The 22,997-nt window shown below is 38.4% G+C and carries 23 protein-coding genes; 16 read left to right on the forward strand and 7 right to left on the reverse strand.

What is annotated here, in order from left to right; all coding sequences use genetic code 11:
- The first annotated feature begins 52 nt into the window (after window positions 1-52).
- From ilvC to ruvX, 4 genes are read left to right on the forward strand one after another with little or no spacing between them, the layout of a single operon-like run.
- Window positions 53-1,075 (forward strand): ketol-acid reductoisomerase, encoded by a 1,023-nt coding sequence (gene ilvC / locus F3G69_RS07240; RefSeq protein ID WP_054196937.1) that lies wholly within the window; start codon window positions 53-55, stop codon window positions 1,073-1,075.
- Between the two features lie 3 nt (window positions 1,076-1,078).
- Window positions 1,079-2,470 carry a divergent polysaccharide deacetylase family protein gene (locus F3G69_RS07245; RefSeq protein ID WP_103600388.1) on the forward strand — a complete coding sequence of 464 codons (1,392 nt, stop codon included), beginning with the start codon at window positions 1,079-1,081 and terminating at the stop codon, window positions 2,468-2,470.
- Window positions 2,467-3,237, forward strand: coding sequence for a DNA-processing protein DprA (locus tag F3G69_RS07250; protein ID WP_103600387.1), 771 nt, complete (start codon window positions 2,467-2,469; stop codon window positions 3,235-3,237). The genes F3G69_RS07245 and F3G69_RS07250 overlap by 4 nt, the downstream gene beginning before the upstream one ends.
- A complete protein-coding gene (gene ruvX, locus F3G69_RS07255; protein WP_103579911.1) occupies window positions 3,234-3,617 on the forward strand; it encodes a Holliday junction resolvase RuvX in 384 nt (127 codons plus the stop codon). The genes F3G69_RS07250 and ruvX overlap by 4 nt, the downstream gene beginning before the upstream one ends.
- Window positions 3,618-3,638: 21 nt before the next feature.
- Here the strand turns inward: ruvX and F3G69_RS07260 are convergent, their stop codons facing one another.
- The 6 genes from F3G69_RS07260 to F3G69_RS07290 all read right to left on the reverse strand — a co-directional run bounded on the left by F3G69_RS07260 (window position 3,639) and on the right by F3G69_RS07290 (window position 8,659).
- The gene (locus F3G69_RS07260; RefSeq protein WP_149714841.1) at window positions 3,639-4,439 is read right to left on the reverse strand and encodes a hypothetical protein; all 801 of its coding nucleotides are present in this window, start codon (window positions 4,437-4,439) and stop codon (window positions 3,639-3,641) included.
- Window positions 4,436-5,458, reverse strand: a complete 1,023-nt coding sequence (queA, locus tag F3G69_RS07265) for a tRNA preQ1(34) S-adenosylmethionine ribosyltransferase-isomerase QueA (protein ID WP_149714842.1) — start codon at window positions 5,456-5,458, stop codon at window positions 4,436-4,438. The genes F3G69_RS07260 and queA overlap by 4 nt, the downstream gene beginning before the upstream one ends.
- Window positions 5,451-6,209, reverse strand: a complete 759-nt coding sequence (gene tatC / locus F3G69_RS07270) for a twin-arginine translocase subunit TatC (RefSeq protein ID WP_149714843.1) — start codon at window positions 6,207-6,209, stop codon at window positions 5,451-5,453. The genes queA and tatC overlap by 8 nt, the downstream gene beginning before the upstream one ends.
- Window positions 6,209-6,607 (reverse strand): Sec-independent protein translocase protein TatB, encoded by a 399-nt coding sequence (gene tatB, locus F3G69_RS07275; RefSeq protein WP_149714844.1) that lies wholly within the window; start codon window positions 6,605-6,607, stop codon window positions 6,209-6,211. The genes tatC and tatB overlap by 1 nt, the downstream gene beginning before the upstream one ends.
- A gap of 67 nt (window positions 6,608-6,674) precedes the next feature.
- Window positions 6,675-7,721, reverse strand: coding sequence for a radical SAM family heme chaperone HemW (hemW, locus tag F3G69_RS07285; RefSeq protein WP_149714845.1), 1,047 nt, complete (start codon window positions 7,719-7,721; stop codon window positions 6,675-6,677).
- A 53-nt stretch (window positions 7,722-7,774) separates the two neighbouring features.
- Complete coding sequence (locus F3G69_RS07290; RefSeq protein WP_149714846.1) at window positions 7,775-8,659, reverse strand: helix-turn-helix domain-containing protein; 885 nt, start codon at window positions 8,657-8,659, stop codon at window positions 7,775-7,777.
- 106 nt (window positions 8,660-8,765) lie between these two features.
- On the opposite strand from F3G69_RS07290, the gene F3G69_RS07295 reads away from it, so the two are divergent.
- The 12 genes from F3G69_RS07295 to cmoA all read left to right on the forward strand — a co-directional run bounded on the left by F3G69_RS07295 (window position 8,766) and on the right by cmoA (window position 20,513).
- On the forward strand, window positions 8,766-10,712 hold the full coding sequence (locus F3G69_RS07295; RefSeq protein ID WP_149714847.1) for a TonB-dependent receptor domain-containing protein: 1,947 nt from the start codon (window positions 8,766-8,768) through the stop codon (window positions 10,710-10,712).
- A 1-nt stretch (window position 10,713) separates the two neighbouring features.
- Complete coding sequence (locus F3G69_RS07300; RefSeq protein ID WP_149714848.1) at window positions 10,714-11,811, forward strand: PepSY-associated TM helix domain-containing protein; 1,098 nt, start codon at window positions 10,714-10,716, stop codon at window positions 11,809-11,811.
- A gap of 63 nt (window positions 11,812-11,874) precedes the next feature.
- On the forward strand, window positions 11,875-12,339 hold the full coding sequence (locus F3G69_RS07305) for an RNA pyrophosphohydrolase (RefSeq protein ID WP_149714849.1): 465 nt from the start codon (window positions 11,875-11,877) through the stop codon (window positions 12,337-12,339).
- Window positions 12,339-13,541: an aspartate kinase gene (locus tag F3G69_RS07310; RefSeq protein ID WP_149714850.1), complete on the forward strand. Its 1,203-nt coding sequence runs from the start codon at window positions 12,339-12,341 to the stop codon at window positions 13,539-13,541. The genes F3G69_RS07305 and F3G69_RS07310 overlap by 1 nt, the downstream gene beginning before the upstream one ends.
- Window positions 13,541-14,083: a HobA family DNA replication regulator gene (locus F3G69_RS07315; RefSeq protein ID WP_103583365.1), complete on the forward strand. Its 543-nt coding sequence runs from the start codon at window positions 13,541-13,543 to the stop codon at window positions 14,081-14,083. Before F3G69_RS07310 ends, F3G69_RS07315 begins: the two co-directional genes overlap by 1 nt.
- Entirely contained in the window at window positions 14,084-14,704 is a 621-nt protein-coding gene (locus F3G69_RS07320) for a DNA polymerase III subunit delta' (RefSeq protein WP_149714851.1), read from the forward strand.
- The gene (gene folP, locus F3G69_RS07325) at window positions 14,701-15,840 is read left to right on the forward strand and encodes a dihydropteroate synthase (protein WP_149714852.1); all 1,140 of its coding nucleotides are present in this window, start codon (window positions 14,701-14,703) and stop codon (window positions 15,838-15,840) included. The genes F3G69_RS07320 and folP overlap by 4 nt, the downstream gene beginning before the upstream one ends.
- Window positions 15,834-16,154, forward strand: a complete 321-nt coding sequence (ybiA, locus tag F3G69_RS07330) for a riboflavin biosynthesis intermediates N-glycosidase (RefSeq protein ID WP_223155897.1) — start codon at window positions 15,834-15,836, stop codon at window positions 16,152-16,154. The genes folP and ybiA overlap by 7 nt, the downstream gene beginning before the upstream one ends.
- 152 nt (window positions 16,155-16,306) lie before the next feature.
- Window positions 16,307-18,250 carry an NAD-dependent DNA ligase LigA gene (gene ligA / locus F3G69_RS07335; protein WP_149714853.1) on the forward strand — a complete coding sequence of 648 codons (1,944 nt, stop codon included), beginning with the start codon at window positions 16,307-16,309 and terminating at the stop codon, window positions 18,248-18,250.
- Window positions 18,240-18,953: a 23S rRNA (cytidine-2'-O)-methyltransferase TlyA gene (gene tlyA / locus F3G69_RS07340; protein ID WP_149714854.1), complete on the forward strand. Its 714-nt coding sequence runs from the start codon at window positions 18,240-18,242 to the stop codon at window positions 18,951-18,953. The genes ligA and tlyA overlap by 11 nt, the downstream gene beginning before the upstream one ends.
- Window positions 18,919-19,812 carry a bifunctional riboflavin kinase/FAD synthetase gene (locus F3G69_RS07345; RefSeq protein ID WP_149714855.1) on the forward strand — a complete coding sequence of 298 codons (894 nt, stop codon included), beginning with the start codon at window positions 18,919-18,921 and terminating at the stop codon, window positions 19,810-19,812. Before tlyA ends, F3G69_RS07345 begins: the two co-directional genes overlap by 35 nt.
- Window positions 19,809-20,513, forward strand: coding sequence for a carboxy-S-adenosyl-L-methionine synthase CmoA (gene cmoA / locus F3G69_RS07350; protein ID WP_149714856.1), 705 nt, complete (start codon window positions 19,809-19,811; stop codon window positions 20,511-20,513). The genes F3G69_RS07345 and cmoA overlap by 4 nt, the downstream gene beginning before the upstream one ends.
- Before the next feature lie 148 nt (window positions 20,514-20,661).
- On the opposite strand, the gene F3G69_RS07355 is transcribed toward cmoA, so the two are convergent.
- Entirely contained in the window at window positions 20,662-22,941 is a 2,280-nt protein-coding gene (locus F3G69_RS07355) for a molybdopterin oxidoreductase family protein (protein ID WP_316342264.1), read from the reverse strand.
- Window positions 22,942-22,997: the final 56 nt, after the last annotated feature.

The raw sequence follows: 22,997 nt of genomic DNA on the forward strand, positions 1-22,997 counted from the left end.
TTTTTGCTGGCTAAAGTTATAATTTTGCCAAATTTTAATAATAGGAGTAACAATGGCTATAAATGTTTATTATGATAAAGACTGTGATTTAAGCCTTATTCAAAGTAAAAAAGTAGCAATCATTGGCTTTGGCTCACAAGGTCATGCACATGCTGAAAATTTAAGAGATAACGGTGTAAGCGTTGTGATTGGCCTTTCAAAAGGTGGCAAAAGCTGGGCAAAAGCTGAAGCAAAAGGCTTTGAGGTAAAAACCGTAAGCGAAGCTACAAAGGGCGCTGATGTGGTTATGATTTTAACTCCAGATGAGCTTCAAGCAGAAATTTATAAAAACGAGATCGAGCCAAATTTAAAAGATCATGCTGCTATCGCATTTGGGCATGGTTTTAACGTTCATTTTGGCCAGATAAAAGCTCCAGCAAATATAGATGTCATTATGATCGCTCCAAAAGCCCCAGGTCACACAGTTAGAAGTGAATTTGTAAGAGGTGGCGGCATACCTGATCTTATCGCTGTTGAGCAAAATGCAAGTGGAAAGGCAAAAGAGATCGCTCTAAGCTACGCTTGCGGTATAGGTGGCGGTAGAACCGGCATTATCGAGACAACATTTAAAGATGAAACTGAAACAGATTTGTTTGGTGAGCAAGCTGTGCTTTGTGGTGGTCTTTGTGCGCTAGTAAATGCTGGCTTTGATACTCTTGTAGAGGCTGGTTATGAGCCTGAGATGGCATATTTTGAATGCTTGCACGAGCTAAAATTAATCGTTGATTTGATGTATCAAGGTGGCATGGCTGATATGCGTTATTCTATCTCAAACACAGCTGAATACGGTGATTACGTAAGCGGTGTAAGGGTAGTTGGCGAAGAGAGCAGAAAAGCTATGAAAGAAGTTTTAAAAGAGATTCAAAATGGCAAATTTGCAAAAGACTTTATCCTAGAGAGAAAAGCAGGATATGTTAGAATGAACGCTGAACGAGGTATAGCTGAGAGAAGCTTGCTAAATCAAACTGGCAAAAAACTTCGCGCGATGATGCCTTGGATAACTAACGGCAAACTTATAGATCAAAATAAAAACTAAGCCTTGAGCGAAAAAAAGACTACAAAGAAGCGACCTACAAAAAAAAGCACAGGTCGCTCTCACAATAAAACCTATCTTGGTATCGGCATTATCGCAGCTATTTTGATAATAGCACTTAGCGTAGCTCTTAGTATAAAAAATAATGGTGCAGAACAGATAAGCAAAGCAAATGAGCCAAAGATAGAGAAGCAAATTTCTAAAAAAGCTGAGCCAAAGGTTGCCAGTAAAGAGAAAAAACAAGAATACGAAAAGAGAAAATACCCTCTAAAATTTGATGAAGATGAAAATTTAAGTAAAATTTTTACCGATCCTAAGCATAAAAGTGAGCTTGCTTTAAATTCAAAAGTTGAGCCAAAAGAGCAAAAGAAGATAGCTGAAGTAAAGAGTGAAGCCAAAAAAGAAGAGATAAAAAAAGAGCAAAACGATACTAAAAATTTACTTGCAAGTTATAAAAATACAGAGCCTAGTGTAATAGAAAATGAACAAAAGATAGAGCCATTTTATAGCTCAAAAATAGAACAAAAAACTGAGTTAAAACCTCAAAATTTTGAAGTAAAAGTCGATCAAAATAAAAGTACTGAAATAGAAAAAAAAGAGAAATTTAAAAACGAGAACATAAAAGTCGAGCCAGCTAAAAAAACTGAAAATTTAACTACCAAAAAGATAGAAAAAACAAAATACGAAGAAAAAAATATAAAAAAAGATAGCTTTGAAGCGGTACCTTTTACGCCAAATGCCAGCATACAAGGACGTGCAAAGCTCGTCATCATAATAGACGATGTGGCGACATTTGAACATGCAAGTATGATAAAGTCGCTTGGCTTAAAAATCACACCGTCTATTTTCCCAGCGACAAAGACTCATCCAGATACGCCAAATATCGCAAGAACATTTGAGTTTTACATGATACATCTTCCGATGCAAGCAAAACACTTTGATAGCCCAGAGATAGGAACTCTTACGATCAACGAGAGTTTTGAGAGCATGCTTCAGAAGATAAAAAAGATACGCAAAGATTTTCCTCGTGCAAAATATACAAACAACCATACAGGATCGCGCTTTACAAGCGATTTTGACGCTATGGATAAGGCTTATAGGGCGCTGATAGAGCAGGGCTTTGTCTTTGTTGATAGCAAAACTATCGCCCAAACCGCAGTAGCAAGAGCTGCAAAAAAACATAATCAGCCATACATTTCAAGAGATATATTTTTAGACGACGATCCATCGGCTAGTGCTGTTAGGCGTGAGCTTGTGGCTGCTGTAAATTTGGCTAAAAAAAGAGGCTATGCGATCGCCATTGGACATCCAAAGAAAAATACGATCTCGGTTATAAAAGAGAGTAAAAATAATCTTTTAAAAGATGTTGATGTGGTTTATTTAAAAGATATTTTATGAGACTTGACTTTATCCCAGAGCCGTTAAAAAGACTAAAAAATCCACCAAAACAGCTAAATTTTATCGGAGATACTTCACTTTTATCCTTACCAAAGATCGCAGTTGTTGGCTCAAGAAAGGCAAGTGTTTATACAAAAGAGTGTGTCGCGGCACTTTGCGCAGCGCTAAAAAGTGCAAACATATGCGTGGTAAGTGGTGGAGCTATCGGCGTTGATATCGCAGCTCATAAAGCTGCTATGCCACTAACAATTGGCATTTTTGCGAGCGGACTTGACACCATTTATCCAAGCCAAAATAAAGTGGCGATAAATGAAATTTACACCAAAGCCTTGGCACTTAGTGAGTATGATGAAGGCGAGCCACCACTTGCTTATAGATTTTTGGAGCGAAACCGCATAGTTGTGGGACTTTGTGAAGCTCTAGTCGTTGCGCAAGCTGATCTTAAAAGTGGTTCTATGCAAAGTGCAAGGCTTGCAAATGAGCTTAAAATTCCAGTTTATGTGTTGCCACAACGCATGGGCGAAAGCGATGGGACAAATTTTTTGCTTGCAAATAAAAAAGCCGAGCTTATTGATGACTATCATAAATTTGCTTCACTTTTTGGCGAGATAAAAGAGCAAGAAAAGACTAGTGACGAGATCTTAAAATTTTGTAAAAATGGCGTAAGTCTTGATGAAGTTTTGGCAAAATTTGGCGATATCATCTATGAGTACGAGCTTGAAGGGCTAGTTGAAATTTCAAATCTAAGAGTAAAGAGCGTGCTATGAGAGAGAAATTTATGGCTATTGATGTTGGGCTAAAGCGAATAGGACTTGCCTTTGGTTTTGGCGAGATCGTGACTCCGCTTGAGCCAGTGCTTAGAAAAAATAGAAATCAAGCCGCAAGAGATGTGAGCCAAAAAGTAAATGAATATGCTCCAGATACACTGGTGGTAGGTGTGCCAATCGGCGGTAGTAGCGAAGATGAGATGAGAAGACGTATCGAGCATTTTGTCTCACTTCTTGATGTAAAGGCAAATATTGTCTATCAAGATGAAGCTTTTAGTAGCAGCGAAGCTAGTGAAATTTACACCAATACAAGACGAGATGGCAGGCTAGATAGCATTTCAGCCACTATTATTTTAAAAAGATATCTTGGGATAAATTAAAATTAAAAAGTAAAAATTGGTCTATTTCTCGAGTGAATTTTTAAAAGCTAACTGAAAGCTATCTGTGCTAAAAGGCTGCTTTAATACTGTGACATGATTTGGCAGATCATTGGCCGACTCATCGCTTTTACAAATAGCTACAATACGAAAATTTTTAATATTTTTAAATTCAAGTATATCCTCTAACATCGCTTCATTTTTTAAAATTTTACTATCGATAAAAATAACAAATGGGGTAAAAATAGAATCTTTTATATGTCTCATTAGATTGCTAAGGTCGTTTTTGCCGATAACTTTTAGACCTAAAAAATTTATCTGAGCACTAATGGTGTCAAACAAAGCATCGTCATCGCAAGCGACTAAGATATTTGTATTTGTTTGATTTTTGATATTTATTTGTCTTTGGATGGCTCTATCGCCTGTTAGTGCCGCACTAAAAGATATTAAAAATTCTCCATCATTATGAGAGATTATAGATTCATTTGCTTTTTTTAGATAGTTATTTATCTTGCTGAGATAGTAGTGGCTTGGCCTCATTACGCTATGGCTAGATTTTATCTTAATGTCAAAATGTACAGATTTGGGACTATAATTTTTAAGTTGAAAGAGAATGTAAATGTCTGCATATTCGGTAGAGTAAAGAAAAAATTTGCAAATATTTTCAAGTGTTTTTATGAGATTTGTGGCATCAAATTTTAAAAACCTTGGATAACTTGGATCGTAACTAAAAATGATGGAATTTTTAGTATCTTGCGCATCTTGGTATATGGCACTAAGGAAAATTTCCATTCTGTTTATGATATCGATAGGCTTATCTTTCATATTATCAACATCCCGTCGCCGTATGAGTAAAATCTATACTTTTCATCAACTGCCGTTTTATAAATTCTCATCGTCTCTTCAAGCCCTATGAAGCTAGTAACCAGCATTATTAGAGTTGATTTTGGTAGATGAAAATTTGTAAGAAGGTAGTTTTGCCTGATAGGCTTATTATTTAGGTTTAAAAATAGCTTGCAAAAGCCGCTTGCTTGCTTGCTTCTTGCAAATTCTTCAACACATCTAGTAACCGTCGTACCAACGCCAAGGATTGGTTTATTAGAATTTATAATCTCTTGAGCCTGCTCGCTTAGCTCGTAAAATTCTGAGTGCATTTTGTGGTCATTTATATTTTGGCACTCCACGCCTTTAAATGTCCCAGCGCCAACATGAAGCGTAATGTAGGCGACTTCATGCTTTGTTTTTATCTGCTCTAACATTTGTTCGCTTATATGAAGGCTAGCTGTCGGAGCTGCCACTGCACCACTATTTTTGGCAAATATGCTTTGATACCAGCTCTCGTCATCCTTTGTATCAGCCCTTTTGATGTATGGTGGAAGCGGGACATGACCGATCTTTTCAAGCTCACTAAAAAGGTGAACGTTATCAAGTAAAACGCCATTTTGCGTAAAATTTACCACCCTTGAGCCATCATCATTTAGCTCAAGCACATTTACCTTTATGCTATCAGCGAAATTTAAAACGCTACCGACACTTACTTTGCCTTTTATATAGACGCTAAATTTATTCTCGCCTATGGGCTGATTTAGCATCACTTCGCAAGCCCCGCCGCTTTCTTTTTGTCCTAAAATGCGAGCTTTGATAACTTTTGTGTTATTAAAAATGACCGCTGCGTCCTCTGGGATGAGGCTGGAGAGATCTTTAAATTTGTAGTGTTTTATCTCTTTTGTATTTTTAAAATAGACAAGCAATCTTGCCTCTTCTTTTGGCAAAACTGGCTCTTTTGCGATGAGCTCTTCTGGCAAACAATAATCATAACTTGAGACGTCGTTTATATTACTCATCGCTTGCTACGTCACTGCCTTGTTCTTCTTTTTCGTCTTCATCGTCGCTCTTGTTAGCTCTTTTAGCAACGATTATTGAAATTCCATAAAGTCCGATGAGTGGTAGCGCCATTAAGACTTGACTTATCACATCAGGTGGCGTAACGATGGCTGCAAAGATAAAGATGATAACAACAGCGTATCTGAAGTAATCTTTTAGCATCTTGTCATCGACAAGTCCGATCTTTGCTAAGAAAAATGTAATGACTGGTAGCTCAAATGAAATTCCAAAGCCAATTAGTAGTTTTGCAAAAAAACCGACATACTCGCCAATGCTTGGTAATGCCGTAAAGAGCTGGCCACCAAAATTTACCAAAAATGCAAAGCCAAGTGGAATCACCACGTAGTAACAAAATGCTGCCCCGCACACAAACATAAATGAAGCTGAGATGACAAATGGGATCACATATTTTTTTTCATTGTCATAAAGTCCAGGAGCGACAAATAACCAAAACTGCCAAAAAATGATAGGTAGCGCGATCACGACACCAGCAAAAAATGCAACTTTCATCGCAGTAAAAAATGGCTCTTGAATTTGAGTAAATATGATATTTGAGCCAGCTGGCAAGACCTGTTTTAGCGGTTCGCTCATCCATGCAAGTAGTGGGTTCCAAAACGTAAAGCAGATGCCAAAGCAGACAAAAACGCTTACTATGCTTATAAAAAGTCTCTTTCTAAGTTCAATTAAATGGGGTCTTAGCTCTTCAAACATTACGCCTCTTTTTTATCGTTTAAGATCGCATCTTTAACTAAATTTGTTGGATTTTGTATATTTTCTACCGTTTTTTTGGTATCGCTTACGACATTTTGTATATCGTTTGTGATATCATTTGCGCTTTTTTTGATCTCGTCAAGCTCTTCAAAAGTAAGCTTTTTGCGCACACTTTGCGTACTTTGAGTTATGCTTTCTTTATATTTTTGAGCATCTTCTTTTAGCTCAGCTATCTTCATTTCTTGATCAAATGTTGATTTTGCGTCGTTTATGCCTTTTTTAAACATTTTTAGAAATTTTGCAATCTGAACCATCGCGCTTGGCAGCTTGTCAGGACCTAAAACTAACACTGCAATAATGGCGATAACTAAGATTTCAGAAAAACTCATTCCAAACATTTTTGCCTCTATTAAATTTTATTTAAGCTTTGTATTTTATCTTGACTTTGCTCAAAATTTTATAAATTTAGCCCTCGATAAAGAGTGCGATTTCGTCGCTTAGTAAGAAATTTAGATTGTAAAATTTACTATTTTTAAAGAGCAGTTTTTCATTTTCCACAAGCAGATTTGCTCTTTTTTTCTGAGCCTCACTTAATCGTCCAGCCTCCACGCCAACTATGCTTCTAAGCCCTAAAAATATATGCTCTCTTACTAGCTCACTCTCGTTTAAAATTTCTTTTTTTCTGTAAGTTGGTTGTGAGATGTAGGCATCTATGCTATTTTTGGCGTAGTATCTCGTGCCATCCACGAAGCCCACGCTAAAAGCGCCCACGCCAAGATAGTTTTTGCCTTGCCAGTAGCCAAGATTGTGCTTGCAAATTTGGCCGAAATTTGAAATTTCATACTGCCCAAAGCCAGCTCGCTTGATCTGCTCTATCATAAATTTAGTCAAATTGTCGCTATCTTTTTTATAGTTTTTTTTGCCAGCAAAAGGGGTGCTTTCTTCAAGCGTGAGCGAGTAAGCACTTAGGTGCGTGATAGCAAGGCTTTTTAAATTTTCAACCTCAGCCAAAAGATGCTTTTTAGTGTCAAATTTGGTGTCATAGATGAGGTCTAAATTTATATTGCTAAAGCCAGCTGTCTGGGCATTTTCTATAGCTTTAAAAATTTGCTCCCTGCTGTGAATGCGCCCCAGAAATTTTAGCTTATCCTCAAAAAAACTTTGAGCACCAAAGCTTATGCGATTTGCGCCTAAATTTTTAACATGCTTTAGCCAAGTAAGACTTGCTGAGTTTGGGTTTGCTTCAAGTGTGATCTCGGTTGTTGGAGTGCAAAGAGGCGCTAAAACGCTAAAAATTTCATCATAAAATTTAGCATTTACCGCACTTGGTGTGCCGCCACCAAAAAAGATGGTTGAGATTTCTTTTACGTTTTGGCTTTTTAGCTGAAAATTTAGATCAAAGCAAAGTGCCTTAAAATAGGCACTAACCTTGTTAAATTCGTCGTCACTTGAGCCAAAAGCACAATAAGGACATTTGCTTTCGCAAAATGGCACGTGGATATAAACTTGCAAATTTCTCTCTTTAAAATTTTGGCGATTATAAGAAATTTGGCATTTATAGCAGTTTAAAAGTAGCTTTTGGTCTTTAAGAGTTTGCTTGGCAAAAATCCAAAATTTATCTTAAAAATTTTTGCAAAATGTGCAGTATTTGCGTAGCCTACGATATTTGCGGCTTCCTTTATGCTGATATCATTTTGCTCTAAAAGAGAAAAAGCTAGCTTTAGACGCTCTTTTGCTAAGAGTTGATAGATCGTATCTTTGAAAAATAGCTTAAAATTTTTCTTTAGCCAAAAGTCATTTGTGCCACAAAGATGGGCTAGCTCCTTGATACTTGGAGGATTTTGCATACGACTTAACAAGATCGTTTTAGCCCTTAAAAGAGTCTTTTCTTCGTCACTGCTAAGTGAAATTTCGCTCTCTTTTCGTATTTTACTTTTATAAATAAGCTCTAAAATTTTTGATTCGGTAAAAATTTCTCTCATCGCGCCTTCATATAAATTTGTCGTATCAAGTTCATTTAAAACGCAAATTTGAGCTAAATCTTTTTTGTGTTTTAATAGCTCAAATTTATCATCAAATCTAAGCCCAGCAAATATCTCAAGCTTATTTGCGTAGCTTTCGTCAAAAAGTAGTGTTTTTGTCTTATAAAATTTATTTTGATACTCAAAGACACCTTTAAAATCATCATTAACAAGCCCAATACAAAATTCATCTTTGTTTAAAATATACTCTTTCCTATCAAGCTTAAAGCAAAGATCGTTTTTATCCTCATTAAACATTAAAAATAGGTATTTTTTAGACTTGTGGCGATCTCTTTTTATCCTGCCATTACATAAAATTTCACTTTTTAGATAGCTGATGCCACTGCTTTGCTTGAAAAACTCCACGCTTACTTGTTTTTCCTTTTGAGATATCTTGCTCGTTCCATATTTTTTGTCTAAATTTATCATTTTATCCCTCAAGCGTTAAATTTAATCCCTTTAGCGTTACGTATGATATTGATAACGATTATTTAATTTTAGTAAAATGTGCATTAAATTTTTATAAGGAGTTTTTGTGAAAAGTGCATTAAAAATTTCTATTTGCGCGGCAATTTTTATAAATTTACCGCTTTTTGCAAATGAAGATAAGGTTCTACCAGAAGTTAAAGTAGTGAGTGCGACAGGATTTGAGCAAAATATCAAAGACGCACCAGCAACGCTTAGTGTTATAACCAAAGAGGCATTAGAAAAGAAAAATCACAAAGATATCGAGAGCATGACCAAAGATATCCCAAGTCTTTTTGGAACGACTCCCGAAGCGGCAAATAGACGAGGAATTTCTATACGTGGATTCTCTCCAAGATTTACTAAAATTTTAGTAAATGGCATGCCAGTACCAGGCGATAACGCCTATAAAGGGCTTAGAAGCGTTGGAGGCTCATATAGCTTTATTCCGCCAGCAAGTGCGATAAGCCGTATCGAAGTGATACGTGGACCTATGAGCTCGCTTTATGGAAGTGACGCACTAGGCGGAGTTATAAATATCATTACAGATGAGTTTAGTAATGAATTTGGTGCAAATCTTGGCTCAAGCTATAAATTTGCAAGAAATAAAAATATAAGCGGTGAGTTTTACAATAGCCTTTATTTGCACTCTGGACTAATTGATGATGTTTTAAGTGTTTCTGTTTATGGTAAAAATTTAAATAAATCAGAAGATAAAATTTCTTATGCAATCAGAGAGCAAAAGGATAGAAATTTTGGTGCAAAGCTATTTTTTAAGCCAAATGAAAATAATGATCTTATACTTGAGCTTGCAAGAAGCGATGTGAAATATAAAAGAACTAAAGGCAAAACACTATCAACTGGTACTAACTCGGTTGCTAGCGAGAGAATAGAGGGAGATATGATAAATTTAAGCCACGAAGCAAGGCTTGATAATATCTTGCTTCAAAGCTATTTATCTTATGGCAAGCTAAAAGAGACAGCTCAACAAAATTTGACGTTAAAGACTCTAAATTTTGATACAAAAGGCTCATATTTTACCGATAATAATGCCTTTACATTAGGACTAAACGCTAAAAAAGAAAAGCTTGACGAAAAGGCTACCACAGCAGATGCGGCAAATGTAAAAAGGTATGATGTTTCGCTTTACGGCGAAGATGATTATCATCTTACAAAAGACTTTATCTTAAGTACTGGTATTCGTTATAACTACGATGAAAACTATGGATCGCACGTTTCACCAAGAATTTATGGCATCTATAGCTTAAACGACTTTTTCGCCTTAAAGGGTGGAGTTAGCACAGGTTATGCAACACCCGATATCAAGCAACGCACACAAGATCTTGCGTTGCCATTTGCTGGAGGACTTGGAGCACAGCTTGGTAGAAGTAGCCTTAAGCCAGAGACAAGCGTAAGTTATGAATTTGGTGGCGTTTATAATAATAATGAAGGTTTTGAAACGTCTTTAACTGGCTTTTACACAAGTTTTAAAGATATGTTAAGCTATAACCCTATCTGCTCAAGAGGCAGCGTTTGCAGACACAAAGGTAAAATTTATCCAAATGGTATTTGGGAGAGTATAAATATCGGCAAGGCTGAAATTTACGGAGTTGAGCTAACAAATGAGTGGCAGGTGACAAATGATCTTAGACTAAATCAAAGCTATGTTTATACAAAATCAAAACAAAAAGATGGACCAGAAGCTGGTAAAACCTTAAACAACTATCCGCTTCATACATTTAAATTTGGAGCGAACTACGAGCTAAATAGATGGCTAAATTTCTGGTCACAGATAAATTACTATGGTAGAACTAAAAACTCTTTTAACTATGCTAATGATATGAGAGCTTACGTTATCGCAGATCTTGGCATAAACTACAATGTAACTAAAAATTTCAGCCTAAACCTAAGCGTTTATAATCTCTTTAACGAGTTTTTTACGACAAGATCAAACAGATATGATATCTTAATAGCCGATGGGCAAAAGATCGAGCTTGGCTTTAATTTGAAGTTTTAAAATGTTTAAAATTTGGCGGAAATTTCACTTAATTTTAGCTCTTATCTTTGCTTTGCCACTTTTGATAATCTCAATTAGTGGAGCGATTATTTCGTATCATGATGAGATAATTGAAGCTTTTAGTAAAGATAAGATAGATATAGCAACTAATAAAAGTGCTTTAAAAATAGATGAAATTTTAAAGGTCTTTAGTAAGACTTGGCCAAATTTTAACCTTAGTTATATAAAGATAAAAGGCGAGGCAAATAGAGCTTATGTAGTAAGCGGCACAAGCGAGAGTGGCGAGTTTAAGTCATTTTTTGTAGATCCTTATACGGGCGAGATAGTCTCTGAAAATAGTGTAGAAAAATTTATAGGGCTAGCTTTAAATTTACATAAAAATCTAGGACTAGCTCTATTTAAAAATGAAAATTTATCTAAATTTGCAAGTGAGCTAGTGGCGATTTCAACGCTTGCACTACTTGTGATTTTAATAACCGGAGTGCTAATACATTTTTGGAGATTTAGAAGTAAATTTATTAGCGCCTTTAAGCTAAATCTAAAGGCAAAGAAATTTGCATTTTTATATTCGTTGCATGGATTTTTAGGGCTTTATTTGGGGGTTATTTTGCTTATTATCTGTGTTAGCGGTCTATACTTTTCTTATGAGAGCTTCGCTAGGGTCATAAATCAAATTTATGGCGAGCAAGAGGTATTTAAAAAGCCAAATTTTACTAGCAAAAATGGCTTTAGCCTAAATGATGAGCAAAAGGTAGAAAATCTTCAAAAAGCTTATGAAATTTTTACTTTAAAATTTGGAAATGAGTTTGATGCTTTAAATTTTATCCTCAATAAAGATGGCGTAAAATTTATGATCTTTTACTTGCCAAAAGGTGCTAGTGAGAGTGATGGCGTTAGGCTTGCGGTCGATACGGCAAGTGGAGAAATTTTAAAAAATACCATGCCAAAATCTTTTGAAATTTATAAATTTATGCTTGATCTGCACGCTGGATATATATTCAAAGAGGCTGGAAAATTTATCTTTTTTATGGCTTCTTTTGGAGTAAGCGTGCTACTTTTTAGCGGTTGCGTGATTTACTACAAACGGCGTAAAAAGTAGTCTTATTTATCTATCTCTTAACTCTTTTTAGTTATTATCTCAAATAAATTTCTTGGAAAAAACATGCAAAAAAAATATAGACCAAACGTGGCAGCTGTTGTTTTGTCTAGCTTGTATCCGTTTAAATGTGAAATTTTAGTCGCAAAAAGAGTGGATATGGACGATATCTGGCAGTTTCCCCAAGGCGGAATAGACGAAGGCGAGAGTCCAAAGCAGGCCTTAAAAAGGGAGCTTAAAGAAGAGATCGGAACTGATAAAATCGATATCTTAGAAGAGTATCCAGAGTGGCTAAGCTACGACTTTCCAGCAAATGCGGCAAAGAAATTTTACCCATTTGATGGACAGACGCAAAAGTATTTTTTAGTTAGACTTAAAAATGGTGCCAGCATAAATTTAAAGACAGAGCATCCTGAGTTTAGCGAGTATAAATTTGTAGATTTTGGTAGAAGTTTAGAAGGCATAAATCATTTTAAAAAGCCTATTTATGAAAAGGTTTTGAGTTATTTTAAAGAGAAAGGATATTTTTGATGTTGATCGTTCAAAAATTTGGCGGAACTAGCGTAGGAACACTTGAACGCATCGAAGCTGTGGCAAATAGAGTCATTGAGACAAAAAATAGCGGTGCAGACGTAGTTGTGGTAGTTTCTGCGATGAGCGGAGTTACAAATCAATTGGTTGAATATAGTGAATATTTTTCAAAACACCCAGACGGCATTGCCACTGATATGCTTTTAAGCTCTGGAGAGCAAGTAACGACCGCACTTTTAACGATTGCACTTAATGCAAAAGGCTGTGCTTGTGTGGGTATGACAGGTGCGATGGCAGGCATTATTACCGATAATGTACATACAAAAGCTAGAATAGAAAAGATAGATACACAAAGGCTAAAAGCTGAGCTAAAAGCTGGCAAGATCGTGGTTGTAGCCGGCTTTCAAGGCATAGATGAAAAGGGCGATATTACGACGCTTGGTAGAGGCGGAAGCGACCTTAGTGCGGTTGCTTTAGCAGGAGCGCTTGATGCTGATCTATGCGAAATTTTTACCGATGTTGATGGAGTTTATACAACTGATCCAAGGATAGAAAAAAAGGCAAAAAAACTAGAGCAAATAAGCTACGATGAGATGCTTGAGCTCGCTTCTGCTGGTGCAAAGGTACTACAAAATCGCTCAGTCGAGCTAGCAAAAAAACTAAATGTAAAACTCATTACAAGAAGTAGCTTTAATCACAACGAAGGTACATTAATAGCAAAGGAAGATGACAATATGGAAGCAGTTTTAGTAAGCGGAATAGCACTAGATAAAAATCAAGCAAGAGTAACACTAAGAGGCGTAGTTGATAAGCCCGGCATTGCAGCAGAAATTTTTACAGCTTTAGCTCATGAAAATATAAACGTAGATATGATAATCCAAAATGTAGGACATGACGGTACTACAAATTTAGGCTTTACAGTGCCACAAAACGAGCTTGAACTAGCAAAAGAGACTATGCAAAAGCTCTCAGCTGCAAAACATATAGAATTTGATGACGCGATCGTGAAAGTTTCAGTTATTGGTGTCGGCATGAAGAGCCATAGCGGCGTAGCATGCTTAGCATTTGAAACGCTTGCAAAAGAGGGTATAAATATCCAAATGATCTCAACAAGTGAGATAAAAATTTCTATGATCGTTGATCAAAAATATGGTGAGCTAGCAGTTCGCGTACTTCACGATGCTTATAAGCTAGATCAGTAATGCAAGATTTTATACAGTGGACGTTAAAGGCTATTAGGGATGAAGGCCCTTTGATGAGCTGGATGGAGGAAAGGCGTGTTGAATGGACGCCTTTACTTGCATCTAGGCTTAAATTTTTACTTGAAGGAAGGGCTTTTATAACTATAAGTGATGAAGAGCGAAGATGGTTTGAAACTTATCTTTTAAAAAAGATGAATCACTCAAAAAGCATTAGGCCATTTTTGCCATTTTTTAGCCTAAGATCGCTTTATCCATCGCTTGATGAGATAGAGACCAATGAGCAAAAGCAGCTACTAAAAGATATGTTAAGTCTTGCCTTTCCAAACGGATACTTGTTTTTTTATATCGGAAAGAGCCTTGATAGATATGCGAATTTAGCCAAAAGTGATGAGGATAGTTATATGTGGTTATTTGACGAACAGGCACAAAATAGCTTTACTCTTAGCTCAAGCGATGAAAATTTAGACGTTAAGCTAATAAGCCTTTGCAAAATTTTTGATAAAAGCATCGATGCGGCGCTCTTTGCAAAGGTGATACTCTAAATGCTTAATAAAATCGTCGTTACAAGCGATTTTGAAAGTTTAAAAGCCAAGCTTGAAAGCGAGTTTGGCATAAATAATTTAAGATTTTTTATAAGCGATGATTTTTTACTAGAAAATGCAAAGGAGGTCATCGCAGAAGCTTACATTGCTGAAAAAGATGAAAAAATTTTAGTAATACATGCTAATTCTTTTAGGACAGAGGCTCAAAATGCACTTTTAAAGATCATCGAAGAGCCCCCAAGAAATATCAAATTTATAATAGCAACGCAGAGTAAAAATTTACTTCTACCAACGATTAGATCAAGAATGCTCATAGAAAATAATCTCACCAAAAAGCCAAAAATAACTCTTGATCTAAATTTAAAATCACTTAGTTTAAAAGAGCTAACAAGCTTTATCGATCAAAAGATCGCAGATGAGCAAGCTCAGAAATTTGGCAAAAACGAGCTAAAAGAGCTTGTGGGCGTTATAGTGACAAAGGCGGTTGATAGTGGGTATAAATTTAGCGGCGAGGAGATGGATTACTTTTTCTCGCTTATCAAGCTTGCAGATCTAAATGCCAAGTCTCACGCCGTACTAACGCCACTGCTGCTTACTATATTTCAAAAAGGACGACGTTGAAATTTTACAAGATAAATAATAAAAGTGACTTTGATGAAATTTGTAAAGCCATCTCGCCAAGTCCTGCTGGTGCGAAGCTCATGCATGAAAAGAGCGAGATAAATTTTATATTTATAGACGAGATAAAAACCCCAGCGGCAAATATCCTAAAGCAAGACGCCCTAAGCGTTGGAGCTGAGCTTGTGACGCATAAAGATACGATTTTGGGTCGTGAGAGTCTAAATAAAGCCTTACTAATGGCAACAAATGCACAGCTTAGACAGCTAGCTAAAAAAGAGAAGTTGCAAGACTTTGGACTTAAAAATTTAGCAGCTTTTTTAGATACAAAATTTATAAAGCCAACAAAGCCTCTTATAATGGGCGTTGCAAACATAAACACAGATAGCTTTAATGAACAAAGCCGCATAAATACGCAAAACGGTATCTCAAAAATAGAATACATGATAGAAGCAGGTGCAGACTATATCGACCTTGGTGGTGTTAGCTCAAGGCCAGGGAGCGAGTATTGCGGCCGTGAAGAGGAATTTAGACGCATAAAAGATATCATTGAAGAAATTTATAGGCTAAATTTACACGAAAAGGCGAAATTTAGCCTTGATAGCTTTGATGAGTATTGTTTAGAATTTGCTCTAAATCACGGCTTTAAAATGATAAATGACATCACGGCAAACGCCTCACTCGCCACGCTTGCGGCGCGATATGACGCTGAGTTTTGCATGATGCATATGCAAGGTGATCCAGCCACCATGCAGGTCGCACCAAAATATAACGACTTAATCGGCGAGATAGCAGACTTTTTTGGGCAAAAGATAGCCCTAGCAAAGGAGCTTGGTGCCAAAAAGCTAGTGCTTGATGTGGGTATTGGCTTTGGCAAGACGGCTGAACAAAATTTATTGCTTATCAAGCATTTGGAGCATTTTTTAAAATTTGGCTGCCCGCTGCTAGTTGGTGCCAGCCGCAAATCAGTTATAAATCACTATTATCCAAGCGAGGTTAAAGAGCGCTTGCCAGGCTCACTTTACCTGCATCTAAAAGCCTTCGAAAATGGCGCGCAGATTATTCGCACACACGATGTGGCTGAACACAAACAGCTTTTTGATATGCACGAGGCGATGAAGCAAGCCACGCTTTGGTAGAGTGCAAGGCTAAAAAGACTGAATGCTTTGGTGATAAAGAGGCTTTGGAGGAAATTTTATCCGCCAAAGATCCAGCGCAGATGAAGGCACTTGGCAGGCAGGTGCGAGGCTTTGACGCTAAGGTCTGGGACGAGGTCAAATTTGGCGTCGTGCTAAATGCGAGCTATCTAAAATTTAGCCAAAATGCACCTTTGCGAGACTTTTTGCTATCAACTGGGAGTAAAGTTTTGGTTGAGGCAAGCCCTGTTGATAAAATTTGGGGCATAGGCATGAGCGCAAGTGATGAAAATGCGAAAAATCCTATGAAGTGGTGAGGGCAAAATTTACTTGGTTTTGCGCTGATGAGAGCGAGGGATGAGATAGCAAAGGTCTATAAAAATGTCCATTTATGTGACGCGAGAGAGCTAAATTTAGATCATTTATAAAGTATGTTTAAGATAAAATGCGGTGTAAATTTGGAGCAAAAATGACAAAACAAGAGTACGAAAAAGCGGTAGATACGCTAAATGCGTGGGCAAAGGCCTACTACGATGAGGATGAGCCACTTGCAAGTGACGAGGAATACGACGCTCTATATCACACAGTTCTAGACTTCGAGCAGGCAAATCCAAGTGAAATTTCTATCTTTTCACCTACAAAACGCGTGGGTGGTACTGTAAAAGAGGGCTTTAGTAAGGCTAATCACATCAAACGCATGTGGAGTATGGAGGATATCTTTGATCTAGGTGAGCTTGATGCATGGCTAAAGCGTGGCGATAAAGAGAACTTAACCTTTGTTGCTGAGCCAAAATTTGACGGAGCGAGCTTAAATTTACTCTACGAAAATGGTGTTTTGGTTAGGGCGATAACTAGGGGTGATGGCGTTACTGGTGAGGATGTGACGCAAAATGCAAAGACGATAAATTCTGTTTTAAAGAACATTGATTACAAAGGGCTTATAGAAATCAGGGGTGAGGTAGTTATAAGAAAAGATGACTTTGGGCTACTAAACGCAGAGCGCGCAAAAGAGGGTGAGGCACCACTTTCAAACCCTAGAAACGCCGCAGCTGGTAGTCTAAGACAGCTTGATAGCGCAGTGACTGCTAAAAGAAAGCTACTTTTCATACCGTGGGGCGTTGGAGAGCAGAGCCTTGGGCTAAAAGATCACAGCGAGGTGATGAAATTTGTGCGTGATCTTGGCTTTGAAAGAGATGATTTTTTTAAAATTTTAACAAAAGACGAGCTTGAGGCTGCATACAACGAGCTTTTGGCGAATCGTGACTCAAAAAGCGTGATGATGGATGGTATGGTGATACGTGTAAACGATCTCACACGCTGCGAAGAGCTGGGCTATACTGTTAAATTTCCAAAATTTATGGTGGCGTTTAAATTTCCAGCTATTGAAAAGGTGACTAGGCTAAAAGATGTTGCACTTCAGGTTGGTAGAAGCGGTGTAGTAACTCCTGTTGGCGTGCTTGATGAGGTAAATATCGACGGTGCAAATGTGAAATCTGCCACGCTTCATAACTTTGATGAAATAGAGCGCCTTGGAGTGATGAAAAACGACTATATCGGCATCATACGCTCAGGAGACGTCATACCAAAGATCACAAAGGTTTACAAAGATAGGCGAGATGGCAGCGAGCAGGCGATAGAGAGGCCTAAAATTTGCCCAGTTTGCGGCTCGCACCTGCTTGACGAGGGGGTGTTTGTAAAGTGCCAAAATTTAAGCTGCAGGGCAAGAGTGGTGGGCTCGATAATCCACTACGCATCGAAAAAATGCCTAAACATAGACGGCCTTGGCGACGCGATAGTAAATTTGCTATTTGATAAGGGGCTAATTTCCTGCATAAAAGACGTTTACGGCCTTAAATTTGATGATCTCATCGCGCTTGAGGGCTTTAAAGAGAAAAAGGTAAATAACCTTTTAAATGCCATTGAAGCTAGCAAAGGTGCGGAGCTATCGCGCTTTATCACTGGCCTTGGTTGCGAACACATCGGCGAGGTAGCGGCTAAAAAGCTTGCAGGTAGCTTTGGACATGGCTGGCTTGATGCTAGCTTTGAGGAGCTAACCTCACTTGAAGGCTTTGGTGTGGAGATGGCAAATAGCCTAATTGACTTTGCCGAGGTAAATAGGGACGAAATTTTAGCCCTAAGCCAGATCGTGCAGCCAAGCGTAGCGCAGGTGCAAAGCATCTCAAATGCGCTAAGTGGCAAGACGGTGGTAATAACTGGCACGCTAAGTCGCCCAAGGGATGAAATAAAGGCGGAGCTTGAGAGTTTTGGCGCAAAGGTTTCTGGCTCAGTTTCTAAAAAAACAGACTTTGTCTTAGCTGGCGATGAGGCTGGCAGCAAGCTTGATAAAGCAAATGAGCTAGGCGTGCGAGTGATCGATGAGAGCGAATATGAAAGGCTAAAACTTGAGGTTTGATAACTATGTCGCAAGCGTTTTAAACATCAGTAGAAACAAGGCCAGCGAGCTTATAAAATCTGGCAAAGTGCTAGCAGACGGCGAGATTTGCATCAAGGTTTCAAGTGAAGTTAACGAGGCTAAAATTTCGCTACTTGATGAAATTTACGTTGGGCGAGGAGCGCTTAAGCTAAAAAGCTTTTTGAGAGCAATGAAATTTGAACTAACTGGTAAAAATGCACTTGATATAGGCAGCTCAACGGGTGGCTTTATGCAAATTTTACTTGAAAGCGGTGTAAAAAGCGTGACCGGCGTTGATGTGGGTACGGATCAGCTAGATGCTAGTCTAAGAAGTGATGAGCGAGTAAAAATTTATGAAAAAACTGACGTCAGAGAGTTTGCCAAGCAAGAGCAAGATAAATTTGATCTAATAACCTGCGATGTTAGCTTTATCTCTTTAGCTGAAATTTTGCCTACCATTCGTGAGCTAGCAAGCGAGAATTCGCTTATCATAACGCTTTTTAAACCGCAGTTTGAAGTGGGTGTTGGCGTAAAACGAAATAAAAAAGGCGTCGTCACTGATATGAAAGCTATAAATTTAGCGATGAAGAGGTTTGAAGTGATGGCTAATAGCTTAGGATTTAAAATGATAACTTGCAAAGAGTGCGAGGTAAAAGGGAAAGAGGGAAATGCCGAATTTTTCTACGCTTTTAACAAAAGATAATATCACTGCCGTTGCGATCGGGCATTTTGACGGCGTGCATAGAGGGCACAAACAGCTTTTAAAGCAGCTTGGCGAGTTTGGCGGACTTGTCGTGATCGATAAAAATAAAGCCAACATCACGCCAAAGCTAAAGCGAGCGGAGTACTCAAACTACCCTTGCTTTTTGTATGATTTTGACACCATTAAAGGGCTTAGCGGTGAGGAATTTATCGCACTTTTAAAGCGGGATTTCAAAAATTTAAAAAAAATCGTTGTTGGCTTTGATTTTAGATTTGGTAGAAACAGAGCGTGGGATAAGCACGATTTGAAAAGAATTTTTGATGGTGAGGTGGTCATTGTTGATGAGGTTTGTTATGATGGCATGGGCGTGCATAGCTCATCCATTAGGGAGCTGATACGTCAAGGTAACATCGAAGAGGCAAACAGGCTAATAGGCAGGGAGTACTCAATCGAGGGCAATGTGATAAAAGGGCAGGGCATCGGTGCAAAGGAGCTAGTTGCAACGCTAAATTTGGATGTAAAAAATTATCTTTTGCCTAAAGACGGTGTGTATGCCACAAGAACTAGGATGGGCTCATACACCTATGGCTCGGTCACATTTATAGGCAATAGGCTTAGCACAGATGGAAATTTTAGCGTTGAGACACACATCTTAGACGAGGTCGCGCCAAAAGTAGCGAAGCATGTCGCGGTTTGTTTTATAAAACGTTTGCGAGATAATAAAAAATTTAACACACTTGAAGAGCTAAAAGAACAGATCAAATGCGATATAAACGGGGCTAGAGCTTGTGTTGGCGTGTGCGATCTTTTTGGCAACGAGACAATGAGATACTTTGATGGATACGGAGCTGGTATATGAGAGATGAAATTTTTAAAGAGCCTATAAGCAAGCAGTTTGAGTTTGATGACTTTGTGGCGAGCGTTTTTGATGATATGATCTCGCGCTCGGTGCCGTTTTACGATATGAGCTCAAATCTAAATGCAAAACTACTTGCTAAAATTTTGCCAAAAGATGCAAGTGTATGCGACCTTGGCTGCTCGACGGCAAATAGCCTGCTTTTGCTAAACAACCTTAGAAACGACCTCGTGCTAAGTGGCGTGGATAACTCTGAAGCTATGCTTGCAAATGCCAAAAATAAGGCAAAAGCTTATGGAGCAAAGATAAAATTTTTGCATGATGATATTTTAAAGTGTGAGCTAGCGGGCTTTGATGCAGTTTTGGCAAACTATACTTTGCAGTTTATCAGACCGCCAAAAAGGGCCGGTCTGGTGCAAAAAATTTATAACGGACTAAATGAAAATGGAGTTTTTTTGTTTAGTGAAAAGATCATCTTTGAAGATAAAAAGCTTACTAAAAGCGTCATAGAAATTTATGAAGACTACAAGCAGGCGCAAGGCTACTCACGCTACGAGATCGCTCAAAAGAGAGAGGCGCTTGAAAATGTGCTGGTGCCATACACCGAAGAAGAAAATAGAAATTTAGCCATAAATGCTGGCTTTAAGCGAGTCGAGAGTACATTTAAATGGGGAAATTTTATGAGTTTTTTGGCGTTTAAATAAATTTAAAAATATCTGCTTTTGTATTTAAATATAAAATTTAACCACAAATAGTGAAGTTAAAATTTAGATTTTTTGGCTTCGCAATGTCAAAATTTTTGGATTATGAAATTTGGTAGTAAAGAAATTTAGCGGGAATTTCCCGCTAAATTTACTCATTTATCGCTGCATTTCCGTGATGGTGGAAGTCATCATAGATGATCTTTGAAGTTTGGAATTTTATGCGTTTTAGTTCACGAACTCGTAAAAATTCTTCTTCATCGATCTTTTTGATCTGAATAGCTGCTTTAAATGTCGGAGTCTTACTGATGTAGTCCCAACCGCTGCTTGTTAGCTCATTGCAAGAGCTCTCCCAGTAGTGGAAAGTCATCTGGATGATGCCATCAGGCACGATGTCTGTTACTTCAGCTTTTACGACGATGTAGCCGTATCTACTCCATGCTTTGATGAAGTCGCCTTGTTTTAAGCCATATCTTGCTGCAAGTGCTGGATTCATTTCGGCGATAGGTCCGATACTATCTCCACCCTCTTCAATCGCTCGTGAGCGTCTTGTCATGGTGCCAACTGTGTATTGATAGACCTTTCTAGTGGTTAGAAGCTGTATCGGATACTCATCGTCAGTCTTTTCATCGACTGAGCCAGCCATGATAGGATACTCAGGCGACATATTCATCTTCTTAGCAAACTCAAGTTTTGCGCTCTCGATCTTATCGGCCTTATCCACAAAGAGGCATGGCACAAAACGACCTTTGCCATCAGGTGTGAAAAATTTCTTATCAAGATAGAGGCTCTGACCGCCCATGTCATCTTCGTTTGGACATGGCCAGTGAAGTCCGTGATGCTTTTTGATACGGTAATAACTCATACCGCCATATCGTCTTGGATCGCATTTTCTAACTTCTTCCCAAATTTCTTCAGGTGAGTTGAAGTTAAATCCCTCAGTTGCTCCTAAACGGCGTGCGATCTCACAAACGATCCACCAGTCTTGTCTAGCATCTCCTGGAGGTGTGATGACTGCTTCGTTGTGCTGGACACGGCGCTCTGCGTTTGTATAAAGTCCTTCTTTCTCGCTACTTGCAACGCCAGGAAGTATGACGTCAGCTTTTAGTGAAGTCTCAGTTAAAAATAGATCTTGTACGACGTAGAAATCAACATGAGCGATACCTTTTAAGAAGTGGTTTGTATTTGGCTCAGAGATGACTGGATTTTCGCCGATAGTCCAGAAGAAATGCACCTTGCCATCAAGGATCGCATCAGGTACTTCGGTTTTGTGAACGCCTATTTTTGAGCTCAAAAATCCAGGTTCTAGGTGCCACATTTTTTCAAACCAAGCTCTTTGCTCTGGATCAGTTACTGAACCAAGATTTGGGAAAATATTTGGCAAAACGCCCATATCGCAGCAGCCTTGAACGTTCTCTTGACCTCTTAGTGGTAAGTCGCCTGTGCCAAGCTCGCAGATGTTGCCAGTGATCAAGAATAAATTTGACACATCGCAAACTCCGCCAACGCCGTGGTTAAAGTGAGTTACGCCCATACCGTGAGTGATGACAGCTGGCTTTGTGGTAGCGTACATTCTAGCAGCCGCTCTGATATCCTCTGGATTTAGCCTTGTGTATTTAGCCACGACCTCTGGAGCATAGTCTTTTACAGCTTCTTTGACGTACTCAATGCCTATTGTGTGATCTCTTACAAATTCCTCATTTACAAGGCCTTCTTCGATGATAGTGTAAAGAAGTGCGTTAATAACTGGGATATTGTGCTCTGGCTCTAGTTGTAAGTGAATGTCAGCTCTGCTTGCAAACTCAGTCTTAATAGGGTCGATGACGATCAGTTTCGCACCGCGGTTTAGCGCTCTTTGGATGTGCATAGCTGCTATTGGGTGACCATTTTCTGGGTTTGAGCCTATCATTAATATACAGTTACTATAAGTGCCAATCTCCGTAAAGCTATTTGTGGCAGCTCCGTTTCCGATTGTTTTAGCAAGTCCTGCTACTGTCGGAGCGTGTCAAATTCTAGCGCAGTGGTCGACGTTGTTTGTACCAATTACGGCACGCATTAGTTTTTGAGCAACGTAGTTGTCCTCAAGTGTGCAACGTGCTGAGAAATTTCCAGCTAATGCGTCTGGGCCATATTTTGCTTTGGTCTCTTTCATTTTTTCTACGACAAGATCAAGTGCCTCGTCCCAGCTGGCTTCCTCAAAATCACCATCCTTTGAAAATACACCATTTTTCTTTCTGATGAGTGGTTTTGTAAGTCTATCCGGGCTTGCTACATAGTCCCAGCCATAAAAGCCTTTTAAACATAAATTTCCTTGATTAACTGGATTGTCTTCAACGCCAGTTGCGGCACGAACGACGTTATTTTCCACATGCAAGGTAACCTGACAGCCCGTCCCACAATAAGGACAGATGACTTTGCCTTCTTTCATCATTTTCTCCTTTACTATGCAATATTTGCATATTTCTATATGAGTAATATTACTAGCCG

The sequence above is a fragment of the Campylobacter concisus genome (genome assembly GCF_902460625.1).
Taxonomy (GTDB): Bacteria; Campylobacterota; Campylobacteria; order Campylobacterales; family Campylobacteraceae; genus Campylobacter_A; species Campylobacter_A concisus_AD.

What these genes read in the sequence shown, in the direction of transcription:
- ilvC (WP_054196937.1), top strand. Translation starts at nt 53, where the DNA reads ATGGCTATAAATGTTTATTATGATAAAGACTGTGATTTAAGCCTTATT.
- F3G69_RS07250 (WP_103600387.1), top strand. Translation starts at nt 2,467, where the DNA reads ATGAGACTTGACTTTATCCCAGAGCCGTTAAAAAGACTAAAAAATCCA.
- ruvX (WP_103579911.1), top strand. Translation starts at nt 3,234, where the DNA reads ATGAGAGAGAAATTTATGGCTATTGATGTTGGGCTAAAGCGAATAGGA.
- F3G69_RS07260 (WP_149714841.1), bottom strand. Translation starts at nt 4,439, where the DNA reads ATGAAAGATAAGCCTATCGATATCATAAACAGAATGGAAATTTTCCTT.
- queA (WP_149714842.1), bottom strand. Translation starts at nt 5,458, where the DNA reads ATGAGTAATATAAACGACGTCTCAAGTTATGATTATTGTTTGCCAGAA.
- tatC (WP_149714843.1), bottom strand. Translation starts at nt 6,209, where the DNA reads ATGTTTGAAGAGCTAAGACCCCATTTAATTGAACTTAGAAAGAGACTT.
- tatB (WP_149714844.1), bottom strand. Translation starts at nt 6,607, where the DNA reads ATGTTTGGAATGAGTTTTTCTGAAATCTTAGTTATCGCCATTATTGCA.
- F3G69_RS07290 (WP_149714846.1), bottom strand. Translation starts at nt 8,659, where the DNA reads ATGATAAATTTAGACAAAAAATATGGAACGAGCAAGATATCTCAAAAG.
- F3G69_RS07300 (WP_149714848.1), top strand. Translation starts at nt 10,714, where the DNA reads ATGTTTAAAATTTGGCGGAAATTTCACTTAATTTTAGCTCTTATCTTT.
- F3G69_RS07305 (WP_149714849.1), top strand. Translation starts at nt 11,875, where the DNA reads ATGCAAAAAAAATATAGACCAAACGTGGCAGCTGTTGTTTTGTCTAGC.
- F3G69_RS07310 (WP_149714850.1), top strand. Translation starts at nt 12,339, where the DNA reads ATGTTGATCGTTCAAAAATTTGGCGGAACTAGCGTAGGAACACTTGAA.
- F3G69_RS07315 (WP_103583365.1), top strand. Translation starts at nt 13,541, where the DNA reads ATGCAAGATTTTATACAGTGGACGTTAAAGGCTATTAGGGATGAAGGC.
- F3G69_RS07320 (WP_149714851.1), top strand. Translation starts at nt 14,084, where the DNA reads ATGCTTAATAAAATCGTCGTTACAAGCGATTTTGAAAGTTTAAAAGCC.
- ligA (WP_149714853.1), top strand. Translation starts at nt 16,307, where the DNA reads ATGACAAAACAAGAGTACGAAAAAGCGGTAGATACGCTAAATGCGTGG.
- F3G69_RS07345 (WP_149714855.1), top strand. Translation starts at nt 18,919, where the DNA reads ATGCCGAATTTTTCTACGCTTTTAACAAAAGATAATATCACTGCCGTT.
- cmoA (WP_149714856.1), top strand. Translation starts at nt 19,809, where the DNA reads ATGAGAGATGAAATTTTTAAAGAGCCTATAAGCAAGCAGTTTGAGTTT.